Annotated in this window: 12 protein-coding genes; 6 read left to right on the top strand and 6 right to left on the bottom strand. The window is 70.9% G+C overall.

All coding sequences use genetic code 11. The features are described from left to right. Positions 1–7: 7 nt before the first annotated feature. On the top strand, positions 8–772 hold the full coding sequence (locus BX286_RS28315) for a sirohydrochlorin chelatase (RefSeq protein ID WP_121016656.1): 765 nt from the start codon (positions 8–10) through the stop codon (positions 770–772). Positions 773–1,244: 472 nt separating this feature from the next. Next, positions 1,245–1,565 (top strand): IclR family transcriptional regulator C-terminal domain-containing protein, encoded by a 321-nt coding sequence (locus tag BX286_RS28310; protein ID WP_079430328.1) that lies wholly within the window; start codon positions 1,245–1,247, stop codon positions 1,563–1,565. A 437-nt stretch (positions 1,566–2,002) separates the two neighbouring features. Here BX286_RS28310 and BX286_RS28305 read toward each other — a convergent pair whose 3' ends face one another. Beyond that, on the bottom strand, positions 2,003–2,542 hold the full coding sequence (locus tag BX286_RS28305) for a hypothetical protein (RefSeq protein ID WP_148710298.1): 540 nt from the start codon (positions 2,540–2,542) through the stop codon (positions 2,003–2,005). A 118-nt stretch (positions 2,543–2,660) separates the two neighbouring features. Beyond that, entirely contained in the window at positions 2,661–4,199 is a 1,539-nt protein-coding gene (locus tag BX286_RS28300; RefSeq protein ID WP_187344208.1) for a polymorphic toxin-type HINT domain-containing protein, read from the bottom strand. 558 nt (positions 4,200–4,757) lie between these two features. On the opposite strand from BX286_RS28300, the gene BX286_RS28295 reads away from it, so the two are divergent. From BX286_RS28295 to BX286_RS28285, 3 genes are all read left to right on the top strand, one after another. Then, entirely contained in the window at positions 4,758–5,087 is a 330-nt protein-coding gene (locus tag BX286_RS28295) for a hypothetical protein (protein ID WP_079430323.1), read from the top strand. 83 nt (positions 5,088–5,170) lie between these two features. Beyond that, positions 5,171–5,893, top strand: a complete 723-nt coding sequence (locus BX286_RS28290) for an ABC transporter ATP-binding protein (RefSeq protein WP_121016653.1) — start codon at positions 5,171–5,173, stop codon at positions 5,891–5,893. Further along, complete coding sequence (locus tag BX286_RS28285) at positions 5,890–8,475, top strand: FtsX-like permease family protein (protein WP_121016651.1); 2,586 nt, start codon at positions 5,890–5,892, stop codon at positions 8,473–8,475. Before BX286_RS28290 ends, BX286_RS28285 begins: the two co-directional genes overlap by 4 nt. Positions 8,476–8,704: 229 nt before the next feature. On the opposite strand, the gene BX286_RS28275 is transcribed toward BX286_RS28285, so the two are convergent. The 4 genes from BX286_RS28275 to mgt form a co-directional block, all read right to left on the bottom strand. Beyond that, a complete protein-coding gene (locus BX286_RS28275) occupies positions 8,705–11,104 on the bottom strand; it encodes a dolichyl-phosphate beta-glucosyltransferase (RefSeq protein ID WP_261993530.1) in 2,400 nt (799 codons plus the stop codon). 337 nt (positions 11,105–11,441) lie between these two features. Next, positions 11,442–12,443, bottom strand: coding sequence for a ketopantoate reductase family protein (locus BX286_RS28270; RefSeq protein ID WP_079430320.1), 1,002 nt, complete (start codon positions 12,441–12,443; stop codon positions 11,442–11,444). Positions 12,444–12,598: 155 nt separating this feature from the next. After that, positions 12,599–13,198, bottom strand: a complete 600-nt coding sequence (locus BX286_RS28265) for a DUF1697 domain-containing protein (RefSeq protein WP_079430319.1) — start codon at positions 13,196–13,198, stop codon at positions 12,599–12,601. A 17-nt stretch (positions 13,199–13,215) separates the two neighbouring features. After that, complete coding sequence (mgt, locus tag BX286_RS28260) at positions 13,216–14,418, bottom strand: macrolide-inactivating glycosyltransferase (protein ID WP_121016650.1); 1,203 nt, start codon at positions 14,416–14,418, stop codon at positions 13,216–13,218. 124 nt (positions 14,419–14,542) lie between these two features. On the opposite strand from mgt, the gene BX286_RS28255 reads away from it, so the two are divergent. Next, the gene (locus tag BX286_RS28255) at positions 14,543–15,394 is read left to right on the top strand and encodes a phosphotransferase enzyme family protein (protein ID WP_121016648.1); all 852 of its coding nucleotides are present in this window, start codon (positions 14,543–14,545) and stop codon (positions 15,392–15,394) included. Positions 15,395–15,403 lie beyond the last annotated feature (9 nt).

Genomic DNA, 15,403 nt, shown 5'->3' with positions numbered 1-15,403 from the left:
GAGTCCCATGTCCTCCCCCGCCCTCCTGGTCATAGCCCACGGCAGCCGCGACCCGCGGCACGCGGCGACCGTGCACGCCCTCGTCGGGCGCGTCCGCTCGCTGCGGCCGGGGCTGCGGGTGGAGACGGCCTTCCTGGACTTCAACGGTCCCACCGTCTCCCAGGCCCTGGCCTCCCTGTACCTGTCGGGCGCCCGGGAGGTCGTGGCCCTGCCGCTGCTCCTCACCAGGGCCTTCCACGCCAAGGCCGACATCCCCGCGGTCCTCGCGGAGTCGGCGACCCGCCTGCCCGACCTCGCGGTCCGGGTGGCGGACGTGCTGGGCCCGCACCCCTTCCTGGTGGCCTCCCTGGAGCGCCGCCTCGCCGAGGCCGGTGTCGGCCTCACCCCGGCGGACCGCGCGAGGACCGGTATCGTCCTCGCGTCCGCCGGCTCCTCGGACCCGGAGGCGATCGCAGTGATCGCTGAAATCGCGCGGGAGTGGCGGCACACCGGTTGGTGCGCCGTGCGGCCTGCGTTCGCCTCCGCCGCCCTTCCGCGTACGGAGGACGCCGTCCGCGCCCTGCGCGCGGAGGGCGTCCGCCGCGTGGCCGTGGCCCCGTACGTCATCGCCCCGGGCTTCCTCCCGGACCGCATCGTGACGGGCGCCCGGACGGCCGGCGCGGACGCGGTGGCGGACGTCCTGGGCGCAGCCCCGGACCTGGCCCGCCTCCTCCTCCACCGCTACGACACAGCCACCCCGACCCACACCCCGCACCGGGCCCTGACGGCCTGAGCGGGGCCTGTCCTCGGAGGCGAAGCCGGGCGCCCACATGGCGAAGCGACCCAAGCGCCTCCAGCCAGCCAACCCCCAGCTGGAGGCCACCCAAAGGCCTCAGCGCGTCCTGGAGGTCATCCACGGATACATCGACAGGGCCTCCCGGGGCAGATCGCGCTATCCCACTTCCACCTTGCACACGCCATCGAAATCCTGGTCCGCACCCAGCTCGCCACCCCAGTCGCGTTCGGCGTCTACGCCACTGGCTCCTCCCTCAAGCTCGCCGACTCCGGCCGCACCGCGGGCGCGTTGCTGCGCCACGAGGTCGGGGCCGCGGTCTACGTCGCTGCCTACACCGACGGCGAGGCCTCCATCACCCAGTACGCCGACAGCCCCACCGCCCCGGCGGGAAGCCGTCCACGCCATCGGCAAGGCCCTGCTGGGCCAGCCCAACCCCGCCGAGCGCCGCGACCACCTGGTCAGGCACTGAATGGAGGCCTTCACCCCGCACACGATCACCAGCCAGGAGGAGCTGTTCGCCGAACTCGACACCCGCGATCCCGGCGAGCCCCTCTCGACCTCCAGGAATACGCCCTGGACACAAGGGTGCGCGGCCGTCCCCATCCGCACCGGCACCGACCCCTCATGCGTGGCCCTCTCCCTTCCAACCCCGGACCCGCTCAAGCGCGCGCAGGCCGCCAGGGTCCTGCGCAACGAAGGGTTCTCCGTCCTCCTGTCCCTCGTCATCGGCGGCAGCAACCCGCCTCCGCCTGTTGCGCCGAGCACCCCCTGCATCGTGATCCCCCAGTAGCCGACGTGCCACGGACGCGCGCGGACAGGCAGGCGGGGGAATGTCGCCCCTCCACGCGAGTCAGGCCATACGGGCGGGGGCCAGGTCGTCGAGCCGCTAATCGGTACCGGCGAGGAGTCAGGGGAAAACCGGTCCAGCGGACTTCGGTCGCTCGCGTGCCGCACGCTTCTGATCGCGACGCCCGCGGCGGCTCGGACGGATAGCGGGATGCTGGCGGAGGCTTCTCGCTGCGGTCGTTAGCCATGGCCCATCCATCAAGTGAGAAAGGGCCTGCCGAAAATTAATCGGTACGCCCTTCTCTTGCAACATCAGGCTATCCCGTCAACCCTGCCGCGGCGTACGACGCGAAGTTCTTCTCCACAGCAAGGAATGGGATGTTACATTCTAAATTTCGAATTGCCAGGCAGGGAATGATGTACCCCCGTCGGGTGCGGCAGCTACCCCGCCCCGAGCCAGGGATCCACCCGCAATTCGGTCAGGGTTTCTTCGTTGTAGCGAATCATTCCCTCAACGAAAGCGGCAATTGATGGAAACGTCTCGATTTCTTGTCCTGCAATCCATCTAACCACCCCAGTTTCAAGACCGAGCACGAAGCAGTCGATGTCAAACTGCGCTGCAGCGATTGGGAGGAACTTCGCGCGGTCGATCGAGAGAAGGCCACCGCTCCCCTGATCGGCCGCCTCCAGGAGCTCCCACGCCTTTTGAAGTTTTTCGCCGCGAATGAAATCATCCGTTCCAAACAGGTCCACATCGTGATAGAAGCCGGGCCAGCCATTCGCTACCGTCAGCAGCTGCACATGACCTGCGACGAGAAGTCCAGGGACAATCTCCCTGCATTCACCGATCTCCGTCGGCGTGGCTCCGGGGTTTGGTGGCCCGTAATTCCAGATCTCATTGACATCCGCTGCGGCCATTTCGTTGGTCAAGCGCGAAAATCGCTCCACCGTCTGCCGCCAGTACCGATCATCATGCTTCATGGTTTAAACCTAAATTCAGTCGGAACGAATCCCACTGGGTAACGTAGCGATTGCCCACCAAGGCTTGAATTTACCCTACTGGACAGGTCAATCCACTCAGGCGGATTAGCCATCCCTGTCAAGTGGTATCGGGCCCGTGCCCGACGACACCTGTGTACGGAGTACCTGCAGCAGCGGCTCGCTTGCGCTCGGCCGCCGCCGATCTGCTGGCTTGGCTTCGCAGCGTGCCAGTGGTGCTCGGGCGGCCACCAGCCGTGTGGCCAGCACAGCGAGCTCGTTCGCAGGAGGCAACATAGTCCTTGACCTCCTGGATCTCGGCTGCAGTCGCATTGGGGGGCGGACTGAACTCGACAACGCCACTGCCGGCCGACGGGGGGCAGTTGTGGACGAGGACCGAGACGGCCCCCGCCAACACGTAGTACGTGTGGAGCGCCGCAACCGTGAGGTTGTGGGTGACGAGGTGGGCGAGGTAGGTCCGGCTGTTGGTGAGGGTGACAGATTTACCCTCTGCTGTCCGTAGGTGGGTGCCGGGGGTGAGGGTTGCTGCGTCGCGCCACTCACGGTCGGTTTCGGACCAGAAGGGGTGGTGGTCAGTGGTAGTGATGGTCTGGGGGCCATCAGTCGTTTCGATGGTGAGGTCGACGTATTCCTTGTCGTCCTCGGTGCGGATGGCTGCGGTCACGGTCTCGGGCGTGGTCTCGCCCGTTTCGGGGTCGGTGGCCAGAACCTCGTCGTCGGGCTTCAGCTCCTCGATGGGCTTGCTGGTGCCGTCCGCGAGGAGTACGCGCGTGCCAGATACGAAGCTGTTCTTGCATTCATCGGGCTTTGACTTAGGCCGAGCCGCCGGCTTACCGCCGAAGACTATCTTGTTGATGCTCTTCTCGAGCTCGCCACCGTTTTCGAGTTCGGCATACAAGCCAAGGCCCAGTATGTATCCAATGTTGTCTACTGAATTCTCGCAGGTGATGCCGTCCATGTTGCACATCACGTGGGAGAGGTAGGGGAGGACTGGTACCGAGGTGGCGTTGCACCGTCCGTCCTTGTACATGCAGTTTGCGACCCAGTTGTACTTCTTGAAGAGGTTGGGCTGGTGCTTTTCTACTGCAGCGAATGCGTTATCGAGGGCCTTCTGGCTCGTGTAGTGGACCTTGACGGGGCCCATTTCGATGTAGCTGTCGTAATCCTTGGGGTAGTAGTAAGACTTAAATCCGATCGAGTGATAGTCATCGGGGTGGTTGACGATATTGCAGCCACCGCATCCGCCGCTGCTGATGCCGCCGCTGTCCATGCCCTCGTAGATCATCAGGCCGGACGGGTCGCTATTGGTGATGGGGTTGCCGTTGGCGTAGGTGTAGCCGTTCATCTGGAGCGGGTCGGTGATGTCGATGATCGGGTCGACCGAGATGAAGCGCCCGGTGGAGGGTTCGTACTCGCGGGCTCCGATGTGGGTCAGGCCCGTGCTGCTGTCGTCGACACCTCCAAGGAAGGTGCGGTTGCCGGGCCAGTTGGCGGGCTGGCCGCCGCGGGGGTTGCCGTCAGGGTCGGATTTTCGGCGGGTGACCGCAGTGGCGGGGCGAAGAAGGCCGGCGGCGGGGCAAGGCCCCGCGGCCACCCCGCCGCAACGGCCGAGTCCGGCCGTACGACGGGATTCCCGCACACTCGGGCGGCGGTCCGGATGGTGAACGCAGCCGGGCGCCGACGCGTCCAAAAGGAGAACGGGGCCACGGGCCGAGGGAGACTGCGGCCCCCGCTCGGCGCAGAGAACGGCAGTCGGCCCGTTTTCAGGACAGCACTTATCCCGGAACGATCAGTTCGTCACTCACGGAACTCGATCCTCCTCCCTCTGGCTACGCACATCGAACACTCGACCACCCGGTCCACGTCTACAGCGACAAGACGGGTGGTCCTACGACGAGTACGTACTCCGGCACGAGTCGGCTGCCTCGCCCTCCGCGTCGAGATCGGCCATCCCGTGCGCCCTCTCGTCCTCGCTTGCGCCACCTCACGGCGGGGCCAGCGCGCGACATGCTGCGGTTTTCAGCCGTTCGCGAGCATTTGTCAAGACCCATAACAGCTGCCTCCCGCTCCGAACCCGTCCCTTCACGGGCCCTCGGCTGGCGTAAATCACGGTTATGTCCGTTTCATGCGAGCGGTTGTGTTCCTTCTGCACAACCGACGATCAGTTCTGACCCGCATCCCAGAGGGAGAACATCTCGTGTTACGTGGCAACTTCAGCCGCAAGGTGGCAGCGCTCGGTCTCGGCGCCGCCGCACTCACCGGCCTCGTGGCCGCCGCGCCCGCACAGGCCGCGGCCACCGGGGCGGAGGCGGTGTACGCCGACTGCGCCGTGGGCAGTTACGGCAAGAACAGCGACGGCGTGTGGATCTCGTGCGGTGACGTCGTGGGCGGCCAGGCCCGTGGCCGGGCCGACTGCGCCGGCGCCCCGGACATCTACACCGCGTGGGTCACCGGGTGGCAGTACGCGCAGAACGGGTTCTGCTGGTTCAGCATGCGCCAGGCCATCATGGAGACCAAGGCCTCCTGAGCGATGACCGACTGACACCGGTGGAGACCGCGGAGCGATCCGCGGGGCAGCTACGACAGCGTGAGAGAGGTTGTTCCCGAACGATGCGCACCGCGGTTTCCACCACACCTGGAGCCGGAGGACCGGACGAACCGGTCCTCCGGCTCGAAGGCGTCCACAAGGTCTACGGCAGCGGCGAGGCACGGCACGTGGCCCTGGACGGGGTCACGGCCGACTTCCATGCCGCCCGTCTCACCGCCCTGGTCGGCCACAGCGGCTCGGGCAAGTCCACCCTGCTCAACGTCTCCGGCGGCCTGGAACAGGTTACTTCCGGGACGATCACCCTGGCCGGCCACGTCCTGACGAACATGGGCCCCGCCGAACTCACCCGCACCCGGGCGAGCCTGGTGGCCTACGTCTTCCAGGAGTACAACCTGATCCGCACCATGACGGTGCTGGAAAACGTGTGCTTACCCCTGGAGCTGTCCGGCATGGCTCGGGCCGAGGCCCGGCGCCGTGCGGCGGCTGCGCTGGAGCGGACGGGGGTGCCCCGGCACACCCGCAAGTTCCCCGACCAGCTCTCGGGCGGCGAGCAGCAGCGCGTGGCCATCGCCCGTGCCGTCGCCGACCGGCGCCCGCTCGTCCTGGCCGACGAGCCCACGGGCGCCCTGGACTCCGCCAACGGCGAGCGCATCGTCGAGCTCCTGCGCGAGGTCGCGGCGGACGGGGTGGCCTGTCTGATCGCGACGCACAACCCGGACGTCACCGCGGCCGCCGACCATGTCGTCCGGATCCAGGACGGCCGCGTCGTGGAGGGTGGCGCGTGAACCGCAACCGCCGCCTCGCCTGGACCCTCGGGTGGCGGCTGGCGAGCCGCAGCCGTCTGCGCACGCTGCTGGTGTGCCTGGCCATCGCGCTGCCCGTCGCCGTCGGGACGGCGGTCGCGGCCGTCACCGCCACCGCCCTCGTCTCGGTGCCGGAGGCCCGGGCGGCCGCCTTCGGCGCGGCGGACGGCCGGCTCACCACCCTGGCCGGCGAGCGGAACCCGGACGCGGCCTCCCCCGCGCAGCTGGCGATGCAGCTCGGGCCCGCCCTTCCCGGCGGAACCCGTCTCGCCTACGACACCGACGTGCTCGGGCTCACCGTCCGGGGACCGGAGGGACGCCAGAGCACCGTCGACGGAAGGGCGGTCAGCCTGGCCGACCCCCTCACCGACGGCCTGTACCGCGTCGATCGAGGCGCCCCGTCCTCCCAGGACGGCACGATCGTGCTGTCGTCCGCACTGGCGGCCTCGGTCGGGATCACCGGGACCGGTCAGAACGTGTCCATCGGCGGCGGGCAGTTCACCGTGTCGGCCCTGGTCTCCGACCGGTTCGACCTCGGACACCGCCTGTTCGCCCTCCCACCGGGCGGGCCCCGGGCGGCCGCGGCCCTGGCGTCGGCGAAGGACCTGGGCAGCCCCCGATGGTTCGTCACCTGGCCGCCTGGGGCGGATCTGCCCGCCGTGTCCGGGAAGCTCAAGAGCGCGGGATACGCGTACGTGCCCGGCAGCCAGGCCGCCGCGCTCGCCGAACGGGGCGGGGCCGCGGACTCCACCGCCCTGCTGATCGGGCTCGGGCTGCTGGCCGAGACCGTGCTGCTGGTGACCGCCGCCTTCGCGGTCGTCGTACGCAGCCAGCGCCGGCACATGGGGCTCCTCGCGGCCCTGGGTGCTCCCGCCCGGGTGACGGCCTCGTTCCTGCGGACCCACGCCCTGTGCGTGGCGGTGCTCGGCTCCTCGGCGGGCCTCGCCGCAGGGCAGGCAGTGGCGCGGGTCGCCGCGCCGGTGCTGGCCGAGCGGGCGGGCGCGGACTGGGGGCCGGTCGACGGCGCCTGGACCACCTCGCTGGTGCTGGCCGGCGTCGCCGTCGCCGTCACGGTCCTGGCCTCCGTACTGCCGTCGCGCGCCGCCCTGCGGGAGGATCCCGTCGCCCTGCTCAAGGCGGTCCCTCCGGTCCACGGCGGCCGTCGGCCGCGCCTGCGGTCCGCTGCGGCCGGATGCCTGGTGGCCGCGGCCGCCGCAGGACTCGCCGCCGTCGCGCTCGACGCCGGGGCCGTCACGGCCGCGCTGGGGGTGGTCGTGTTCGCCTCCGGGGTCACGGCGACCGCTCTGGTGCTGTCGGCGTTCGCCCTGCGCAAGGCGGACACCCCGTACCTGCCGCTGCCCGCCGTGTTCCGGTCGGCGCTGCGCTCCCTGCTGGCCTTCCCGGTCCGCGCGATCGCGACGGTGGTCGCGCTCGGCGCGGTCGCTGCCGTGTCCACCACGGTGCTCATCGCCTCCGCTTCGGTGGCGGAGAAACAGCGCGAGGACTACCGGCCGGAACTGCCCGCCGCCGCGGCCCTGATCGTCTCCTCCCGTCCGCTGACCGCCACCGAGCTGGGCGCCCTGCGCAGCTCCACCGGGGCCTCGCGGGTGTCGACCGGCTACCAGCGGGCGGCGGTCGCGCGCGAGGGCAAGCAGCTGCCGGTGTCGCCCCGTACCGACTTCCTGGGCTGTATCGACGACCGTGGCCTGCTGAAGTACGGGAACAACGACTGGCAGCCCTGCTACGTCGGCTCCCGGTCCCACATCCCCTTCCCCGCGGTCGGTATCGCCGACACGGCGGGTGCCGAGGCGCTCGCCGGCACGATGACGGCCGAACAGCGGCAGCGCTACGAGAGCGGCCAGGCGGCCGTCGCCGTCACACCGGTCGGGCTGGGGGGCGAGGTCGCGCTCGTGGCGATGGCGCGCAAGCCGGACGGATTCGCCCTGGACAGCACCACGACCCTGCCGCTCATCCACCCGGACGCCGCCCGGGCGGATGAGTACCAGCAACTGCCCGCGGTCCTCGTCAGCCCGGCGGGGGCCCGGAAGTCGGGCATCATCCCCGTCGGCTCCCCGACGTACCTGCTCGACGCGGACGCCAAGCCCCGGCAGCAGGACGTCCTGCGGGCCCTCCCGGTGGACGCGCAGGCGGATTCGACCGTCGCCGTCGAGTCCGGCCCGTCGGTCGTCGGCGCGGTGGCCCGGCTCCAGCCCGCCGTGGCGGGGGTCTCCGTATTGACCACCGTGCTGATCGTGGCCGCCATGGTCAGCCTGTGGACCTCGGACCTGAGGGGCGAGTACCGGATGCTCGGCGCCGTCGGGGCCACGGCCTGGTGGCGCCGGCGGCTCGCGTCCTCGATGTCCGGGCTGCTGATCGTCGTCAGCTGCGCGGCCGGCACCCTGTGGGGCCTCGCCGCCTCGGCGGCATTCCTGACTGGTATGGGCACCGGCATGGCTGTCCCGGGCGGCTGGCTGGCCGTCACGGTGGTCGCCGCAGTGGTCACGGCGGGGGTGATGGGAGGCGCCCTCGTACCCCGCGGCGCCCGCGCGCAGCGGCAGGCCTGACGGTGCGGGCGGGCGGGACGTGCATTGCGGCGACGCCCAGTTGTCGGTAGCGGTGGGTCCAGCGGGCCCGGACGCAGCCGCCAGGCCTCGGTCGGCGGGGCATTGCGGGGGACCACGAGGGCCTCCTGATCTCGGTGCAGATATCGCAATCCACACCGGATCCGGAGGCCCTCGCCCGTTTCAAGCACCCAGCACGCCTGTCACCGACGTCCCAGGACAACACCGCCGGCTAGGAGGCGTCGACCTGCCAGATCAGGCAGTCGGCGACCACCTTCGGTTCCTGGCCCAGGAGACCCGAGAGGGTGCTGCGCAGCTCCGGGGCGCGCTGCTGGTTGACCGGCAGGACCAGCACGCCGGCCTTCCAGTACGCCAGGTCCTCACGGGCCTGGTCGCGCATCTGCGGGGTGATGTCCTGCGGGGGCTGGACGGTGCCCCAGCGCACGTCGTTGAGGAGGGTGGAGAGCTTGCGCGGCTTGGCGCCGTAGATCCCGACGCGGTCGGGGCCGTCGGGACCGTTGAAGTACCCGCCGGCGAGCTTGAAGCCGAAGCCCGTGCCGCTCTGCCAGTGCAGGGCGGCGGCGGAACCGGGGTCGGGGAGGGGCACCGGGACGAGCGAGCGGCCGTCCTTGACGTAGTCCTTGTAGAGGCCCTGCGTGATGAAGGACGGCACCGGCTCGCGGACCTTGGTGACCAGCGGGAGCGGCAGGATCGGGACCACGGCGGCGGCGACGGCGAGGTAGCCGACCGCACGGTGGTCGCCGGAGCGGAAGCCCCGTATCCGGTCCAGCGCGAGGGCGAGCAGCATGCCGAAGACCGGGGCGCAGACCATCGCCACCCGGCTCTCGATCACGGACTCCAGCAGGGGGAGGTGCCGCAGCAGGCGCCACGGGGCGGGCACGGTGATGCCGAACTTGTCGAGCTCCACCCGGGGGCCGAGCGAGAGCACGGCGGCGGCCACGGCGGTGAGGCCCAGGGCGCGCACGAGGGGGCGGCGCCACATCCACAGGGTGATGCCGATGGCCAGCGCGAGCAGCGGCCAGCCGTAGAAGGCGTTCTGCTCGGTGGTGTTCATCGAGAGCTTGGCCGCGGTCTCGGCGTCGCCGAACAGGGAGCGCGCCGGGTACTCGCTCAGGGCGCGCAGCGGGTTGCCGGCGCCGTTGTCGCCGTGGAGCACCGAGTGGTAGCTCTGCGGTCCGAAGAACTGCCAGTACAGGGGGAAGGCGGCGAGCGGTATGGAGACGGCCGCCGCGATCCCGAGGCCCTTGGCGAGCGGCTTGGCGGCGGCGCGCGCGTTCTCCCGGTCGTAGCAGGCGTGGATGAGGGCGAAGATCGCCATGCCCATCGCGGCCAGGAGGAAGGGCTCCTCGCCCAGGAGGATCTGGTAGGCGGTGAACAGGCCCAGGAAGACGCCGTCGCGGACCACGTTCTTGCCCGCGCACAGGCGCAGGGCCCGGTCGATGATCACCGGGATCATGAAGAGGACGACGAAGTTCGGGTGCGCGTTGGCGTGCGAGATCATGGGCGGCGCGAAGGCCGCCAGCGCGCCGCCGGCCGCGGCCGCCCAGCGGCTCTCCGTCAGACGGCGGTGGATCAGCCAGTACCAGGCCCAGGCCGTCGCGGCGATGCCGAGCGTGAAGACCAGCGCCAGGGCGACGGTCGGACCGAAGAGCAGGGTGACCGGGGTCATGGGCACCGAGAGCCCGAGCATCACCGTGTTCGCCATCAGGTTCACGCCGTCCGGCATGTTCTGGAAGTCGGTGAACAACGGGTTGCGCAGATGGGCGACGTTGTCGGCCGTGACGCCGAAGAACCACTCCCACTGGTTCTGGTCCTGGAGGGAGTGGGCCAGGATCGACCCGTCCAGGTCCGTCCAGAGCCCCTTGTAGAGGTAGAGCGACGCCAGGAGGTAGAGGCCGGCGACGGCGAGGCCGCCCGCGTTCAGCCGCATCAGCTCGCCGAGGGTGCGCAGGTAGTCCAGCAGCTGCACCTTGGAGCCGTCCTGGTGCGCCCAGCGGACGGGCACCTCGGCCACGGGCCAGCCCTTGCGGCGGTAGTACTGGAGGATCTCGACGTCGATGGCCCAGCCGTCGAGCCGGGCGGCGCCGAAGGCGGCCCGGGCCTGGTCCCCGTCGAACAGCTTGAACCCGCACTGCGTGTCGCGGATGCCCCGTACGGCCACCAGACGGATGACCCGGTTGCCGACCCAGCCGAGGACCTCGCGCAGCACGCTCTGCTGGCGCTCGATGGCGGAGTCGCGGTGGGCGCGCGAGCCGATGGCCGCGTCCAGGGACGGGTTGTCGGCCAGCGCCTGTTCCAGCCGGGCGAGTTCTTCTATGGGGGTCGCCAGGTCGGCGTCCATGATCAGTACGCGTCGGCCCAGGGAGGCACGGACACCCAGGCGCAGGGCGCTGCCCTTGCCCCTGTTCTCCTCCGACTGCACGAGCCGGATGCGGGGCTCGTCCGCCCCGGCCTTGAGCGCTATGGCCGCGGTCCTGTCCGGGGAGCCGTCGTCGACGACGATGACCTCCCAGTCGGCCTGGCCGCTGCCTACGTGCTCGTCGAGGTAGTCCCGGACCAGCTCCAGGGTGGGGGCGAGACGCTCCTCTTCCCGGTAGGCGGGGATGACCACGGAGAGTCCGACAGACCCTGGTCCCTGGTTGTGGGGTTCGCCCGTGATGGTGGCACCTCGGGCCAGTCCGTTCTGCACATTCAAGCCGTTCGTCAAGTTGTTCTGCTCATCCGCGAGGCAGCGCCGAGCCGAACGCTCCGCACGTCAAAATCGCCACTGCACGTCAGCCCTTGCGAAGGCGGTCGGGGATTCCTCTGGAACCGGCCCCGGGAGCCTTCGCGGTGGAACGCTGGTGCATGGCGTCGTCGACCGCGTCTGGAAGCGATCATTGTCAGGCGATTGAGTTGTGTGTGGCCTTTACGGTTCCAGAACAATATAGGTCAGTCATGGGCGGGTACTATCCTCGCCCTTCGGCCTCGTCGGCCAGGGCGGTCAGGTCGGTGATGGACATGGCTCCCGGGGGCAGGGATTCGCGGGCGAAGATGTTCGCCGCGTGGCGCAGGACGTCGTTGACCGGGGTGGGAACGCCGTGGAGGCGGCCCAGCAGGGTGATCTCGCCGTTGAGGTAGTCGGCTTCGACCGAGCCGGTGCCGCGGGCCAGGCTCTGCCAGGAGGAGCCTCCCCGGACGCCGGGCGGCTGGTCGACCTTGCCGTCACGGGCCGCCGACTGGTCGGTTTCCGATACGTAGTCGATACCCGCGGCGGCGAAGGCGGCCTTGGCCTCGCGGATCGCGCGCAGCAGCAGGGCCGCCTTGGCCGGGTCGGGTTCGGGGCCGGTGGTGGCCTGGATCGCGTTGCCCAGGTTGCCGAGGAGCTTGGCGTACTTCCAGCGCATCACGTCCTCGACGACGGGGGCCTCGAAGCCGGCCTTGCCGAGGTCGGCGGCGATGGCCCGGATCCGCTCGTCGGACCCGCCGGCGGCCCGCCCGAGGTGGAGGATGCCAGTCAGCGGGGTGCAGAGGGCGGAGACCACGCCGGGTTCCAGGAAGGTGGCGGGGAGCCAGAGGCAGACCCCGTAGACGCGGGCGAAGCGGCGCAGGGCGAGGCGCTCGCTCTCCACGCCGTTCTGGGCGCACAGCAGCGGCAGCCGCTGGGCTGCGGTGCCGCCTCCGGTGACCTCGGCGGCGCCCCAGGCGTCGAGGGCGGCGACGGCGTCCTGGGTCTTGACGGTCAGCAGCAGTACGTCGTCGGGGCGCAGTGCGCCGAGGTCTGCGGGGTGCGTGGCGACGGGCAGGCGGTGGACGCGCTCCCCGTCGGCGGTGGTGAGCCGCAGCCCGTGCGCCCTCAGGGCCTCGGCGTGCGGGCCACGTGCGACGAGGACGACCTCCCGGCCCGTTTCCGCGAGCCGTCCCCCGATGGTCGCGCCGACCGCTCCGGCGCCGATGATGATGTAACGCATGCCCAGAGCCTGGCACACGGTGCGGAACGTGGGCCCACCGGGCCGGGACGGGGCGAGGACCGCCTGGTGGGCGGGGTGGCGCCCGCTCCGGCCGCGCGCGTTCGGGTGGCCGGGGCCGTCCGGGAGGGGGCGGGCGCGTCCTGGGGGCCCGCGGGCTAATCGTCGTCGGCCTGGCCGGCCGGGTCTGGCTGATCGGCCGTCAGTTCGACCAGCATGGCGACCGTGTTCCAGTTGCGGGTGGTCGCGTCGATGCCCTTGAGGACGGCCGGCTTGTGGAGGGCCGCGCCCAGCTCGGAGCTGCCCAGCCCGCCCGGGGCGTAGAGGTAGAGGACGCGGTCGCCCAGGCGGTAGTCCTCGGGGAGGTACGCGGCCGGGTCGACCGCCGCGAAGCGTTCCGGGCCGGGCTGCTGCGAGAAGAAGGTGGCGTGCAGCTGCCTGCCCTCCAGCTCGGCGGCGGGGAAGGGGCAGGCCTCGGCGACGGCGCGCAGGTACGCGCCGTCGACCACCAGGACCTTCACCGGGAAGCCGAAGCGGGCCTCGATGGCCGCCTCCAGCTCCCGGGCGAGGGCGGCGGGGTCCTGGCTCGCGCTGCTGAAGACGGCGTTGCCGCTCTGCAGGTAGGTCCGCACCTCGCCGTACCCGAGCCCCTCCAGCACGGAACGGAGTTCCGCCATGGGGACCTTCTTCTTCCCGCCGACGTTGATGCCGCGCAGCAGCGCCGCGTACTTCTTGACGGGGGTCGGCTTCTTGGTCATGGCCGCACCCTATGCCGCTACGGCAGCGCGGCCTCGATGAGGTCGGCGGCCTGCCGGGTGCCGCCCTCGGTGGCCATCTGCGCGCGGATCTCCTCGGCGCGGGCGGCGACGCGGGGGTCGGCGAGCAGGCCGAGGACGGCCTCGCGCAGGGTGGCCGCGTCGGCCTCCTCCATCGGGACGTGCCGCGCCACCCCGAGGGAGGCCAGCATGTCGGCGTTGCCGAACTGGTCGACGGCCTGCGGGACGGCGACCATCGGGGTGCCGGTGGCCAGGCCCTCCTGGCTGCCGCCCGCGCCGGCGTGGGTGACGAAGGCGTCGGCCTGCCGCAGGATGTCCAGCTGGGGGACCCAGCGGTGGACCTCCACGTTGGCGGGGACCTCCCCCAGTTCGGCCTCGTCGGTGAACTTGCCGATCTGCAGGACGACGTGCCAGTCGGGCAGGTCCCCGAAGGCTTCGATGCAGGCGCGGTAGAAGGCGGGCTGCTTGGTGAAGGTGGATCCGAGCGAGACCAGCAGGACCTTCTTCCCCTCGGCGGCCGCGGGGCGCTCCCAGGTGCCCTGGGTGGCGCTGCGGTCGCCCTGGCAGGCCCCGACGAAGGTGTGGACGGCCGGGTCGACCCGGTCGGCGTGGGGCTGGAGGGCGCGCGGGATCAGCACGACGCTGCGCCGCGGCCTGCCGACGAAGGAGTCCGCGTCCTGCTCGATGCCGTTCTCGTCCAGCCAGGCGCGGAAGCGGGCGTAGTACGCCCTGCCGCGCTCGCTCGCGTGCAGTTCGGCGGTCATGGCGGCGCCCACCTCCTCCTCGTAGCCCTCCCAGGCCACCAGGTTCGGCGAGAGGGAGACCGCGGGGACCTGCCAGCGGTGGGCGAGGACGCGCGCCGCGTAGGAGGTGATGTCGTGGATGACGAGGTCCGGTACGTCGTCCTCGAAGGCGGCCGCGAGCTGGGGGAGCGACTGCACGGCGTCCTCCAGGAAGGGTTCGAGGTGGTCGATGAGCTCGGTGCCCCAGGCCTCCGGCTGTTCCTCGGTGGGCAGGACGGACTTCCAGACCACCGGGGTGGCACCGGTCTCGGCGACCGTGCCGGCGAAGGGGGCGGGGATGGCGTAGCTGACGCGGTGGCCCCGTGCGACGAGTTCCCGGACGACTTCGATGCTCGGGTTCACGTGCCCGGCGGCGGCGATGGAGAACATGGCGATGTGTGCGGTCCTGGCTGAGGTCATGTGATCGACATTAACGAGACGAGACGTCTCGTGCAACCCAATAACCGCAGAACGGGCCCCCGTCGGCCGGGGAATGGGAGACTTGACGCATTCACGATCAAGCGGCGAAGGACGAGACGAGCGCATGGACGAGGCACGGGCCAGGGACGTACTGACACGGGCGGGTCTCACGGGACCGGCCGAGCTGCTCGCCTTCGGCGAGAACGCCGTCTTCGCCCTCGGGGACCTCGTCGTCAAGGTCGGCCGCGAGGCCGGGCTGCTGGAGCGGGCCGAGCGCGAGCTGGCGGTCGCCGGCTGGCTCGCCACCGCGGGGATCCCGGCGGTCCGCGCGGCCGAACCGGAGCCACGGCTGGTCGACGGCCACCCGGTGACCCTGTGGCACCGGCTCCCCGACGCGCTCCGCCCGGCCGGCCCCGAGGACCTGGCGGCGCTCCTGCGGCCGCTGCACGCGCTGCCCGCCCCGCCCTTCGCGCTGCCCGCCCGGGATCTCCTCGGCGGGGTCGAACGCTGGCTGCGGCTGGCTGGGACGGCCGTCGACCCCGAGGACGCGGCCTACCTGCGGGCCCGCCGCGACGCTTACGCCGGGCAGGTCGCCGCCCTCACCCCGCACCTGACCCCGGGTCCGGTCCACGGCGACGCCCTGCCCCGCAACGTGCACGTGGGGCCGGACGGGCCGGTCCTGGTCGACCTGGAGACCGTCTCGGTGGACCTGCGCGAGCACGACCTGGTGGTGATGGCCCTGTCCCGCGACCGGTACGGGCTGCCCCCGGCCGACTACGAGGCCTTCACCACCGCCTACGGCTGGGACGTACGGGCATGGGAGGGCTGCGCCCTGCTGCGCGGCGCCCGCGAGACGGCCAGCTGCGCCTGGGTCGCCCAGCACGCACCGGCCAACCCGAAGGCCCTGGCCGAGTTCCGCCGCCGTGTGGCCTCCCTGCGCGACGGGGACCCGCACGTGCGCTGGTACCCCTTCTGATCCACGGGG

Source organism: Streptomyces sp. 3211.6 (genome assembly GCF_003634815.1).
GTDB lineage: Bacteria > Actinomycetota > Actinomycetes > Streptomycetales > Streptomycetaceae > Streptomyces > Streptomyces katrae_A.
This window is presented reverse-complemented; position numbering and strand designations above follow the sequence as displayed.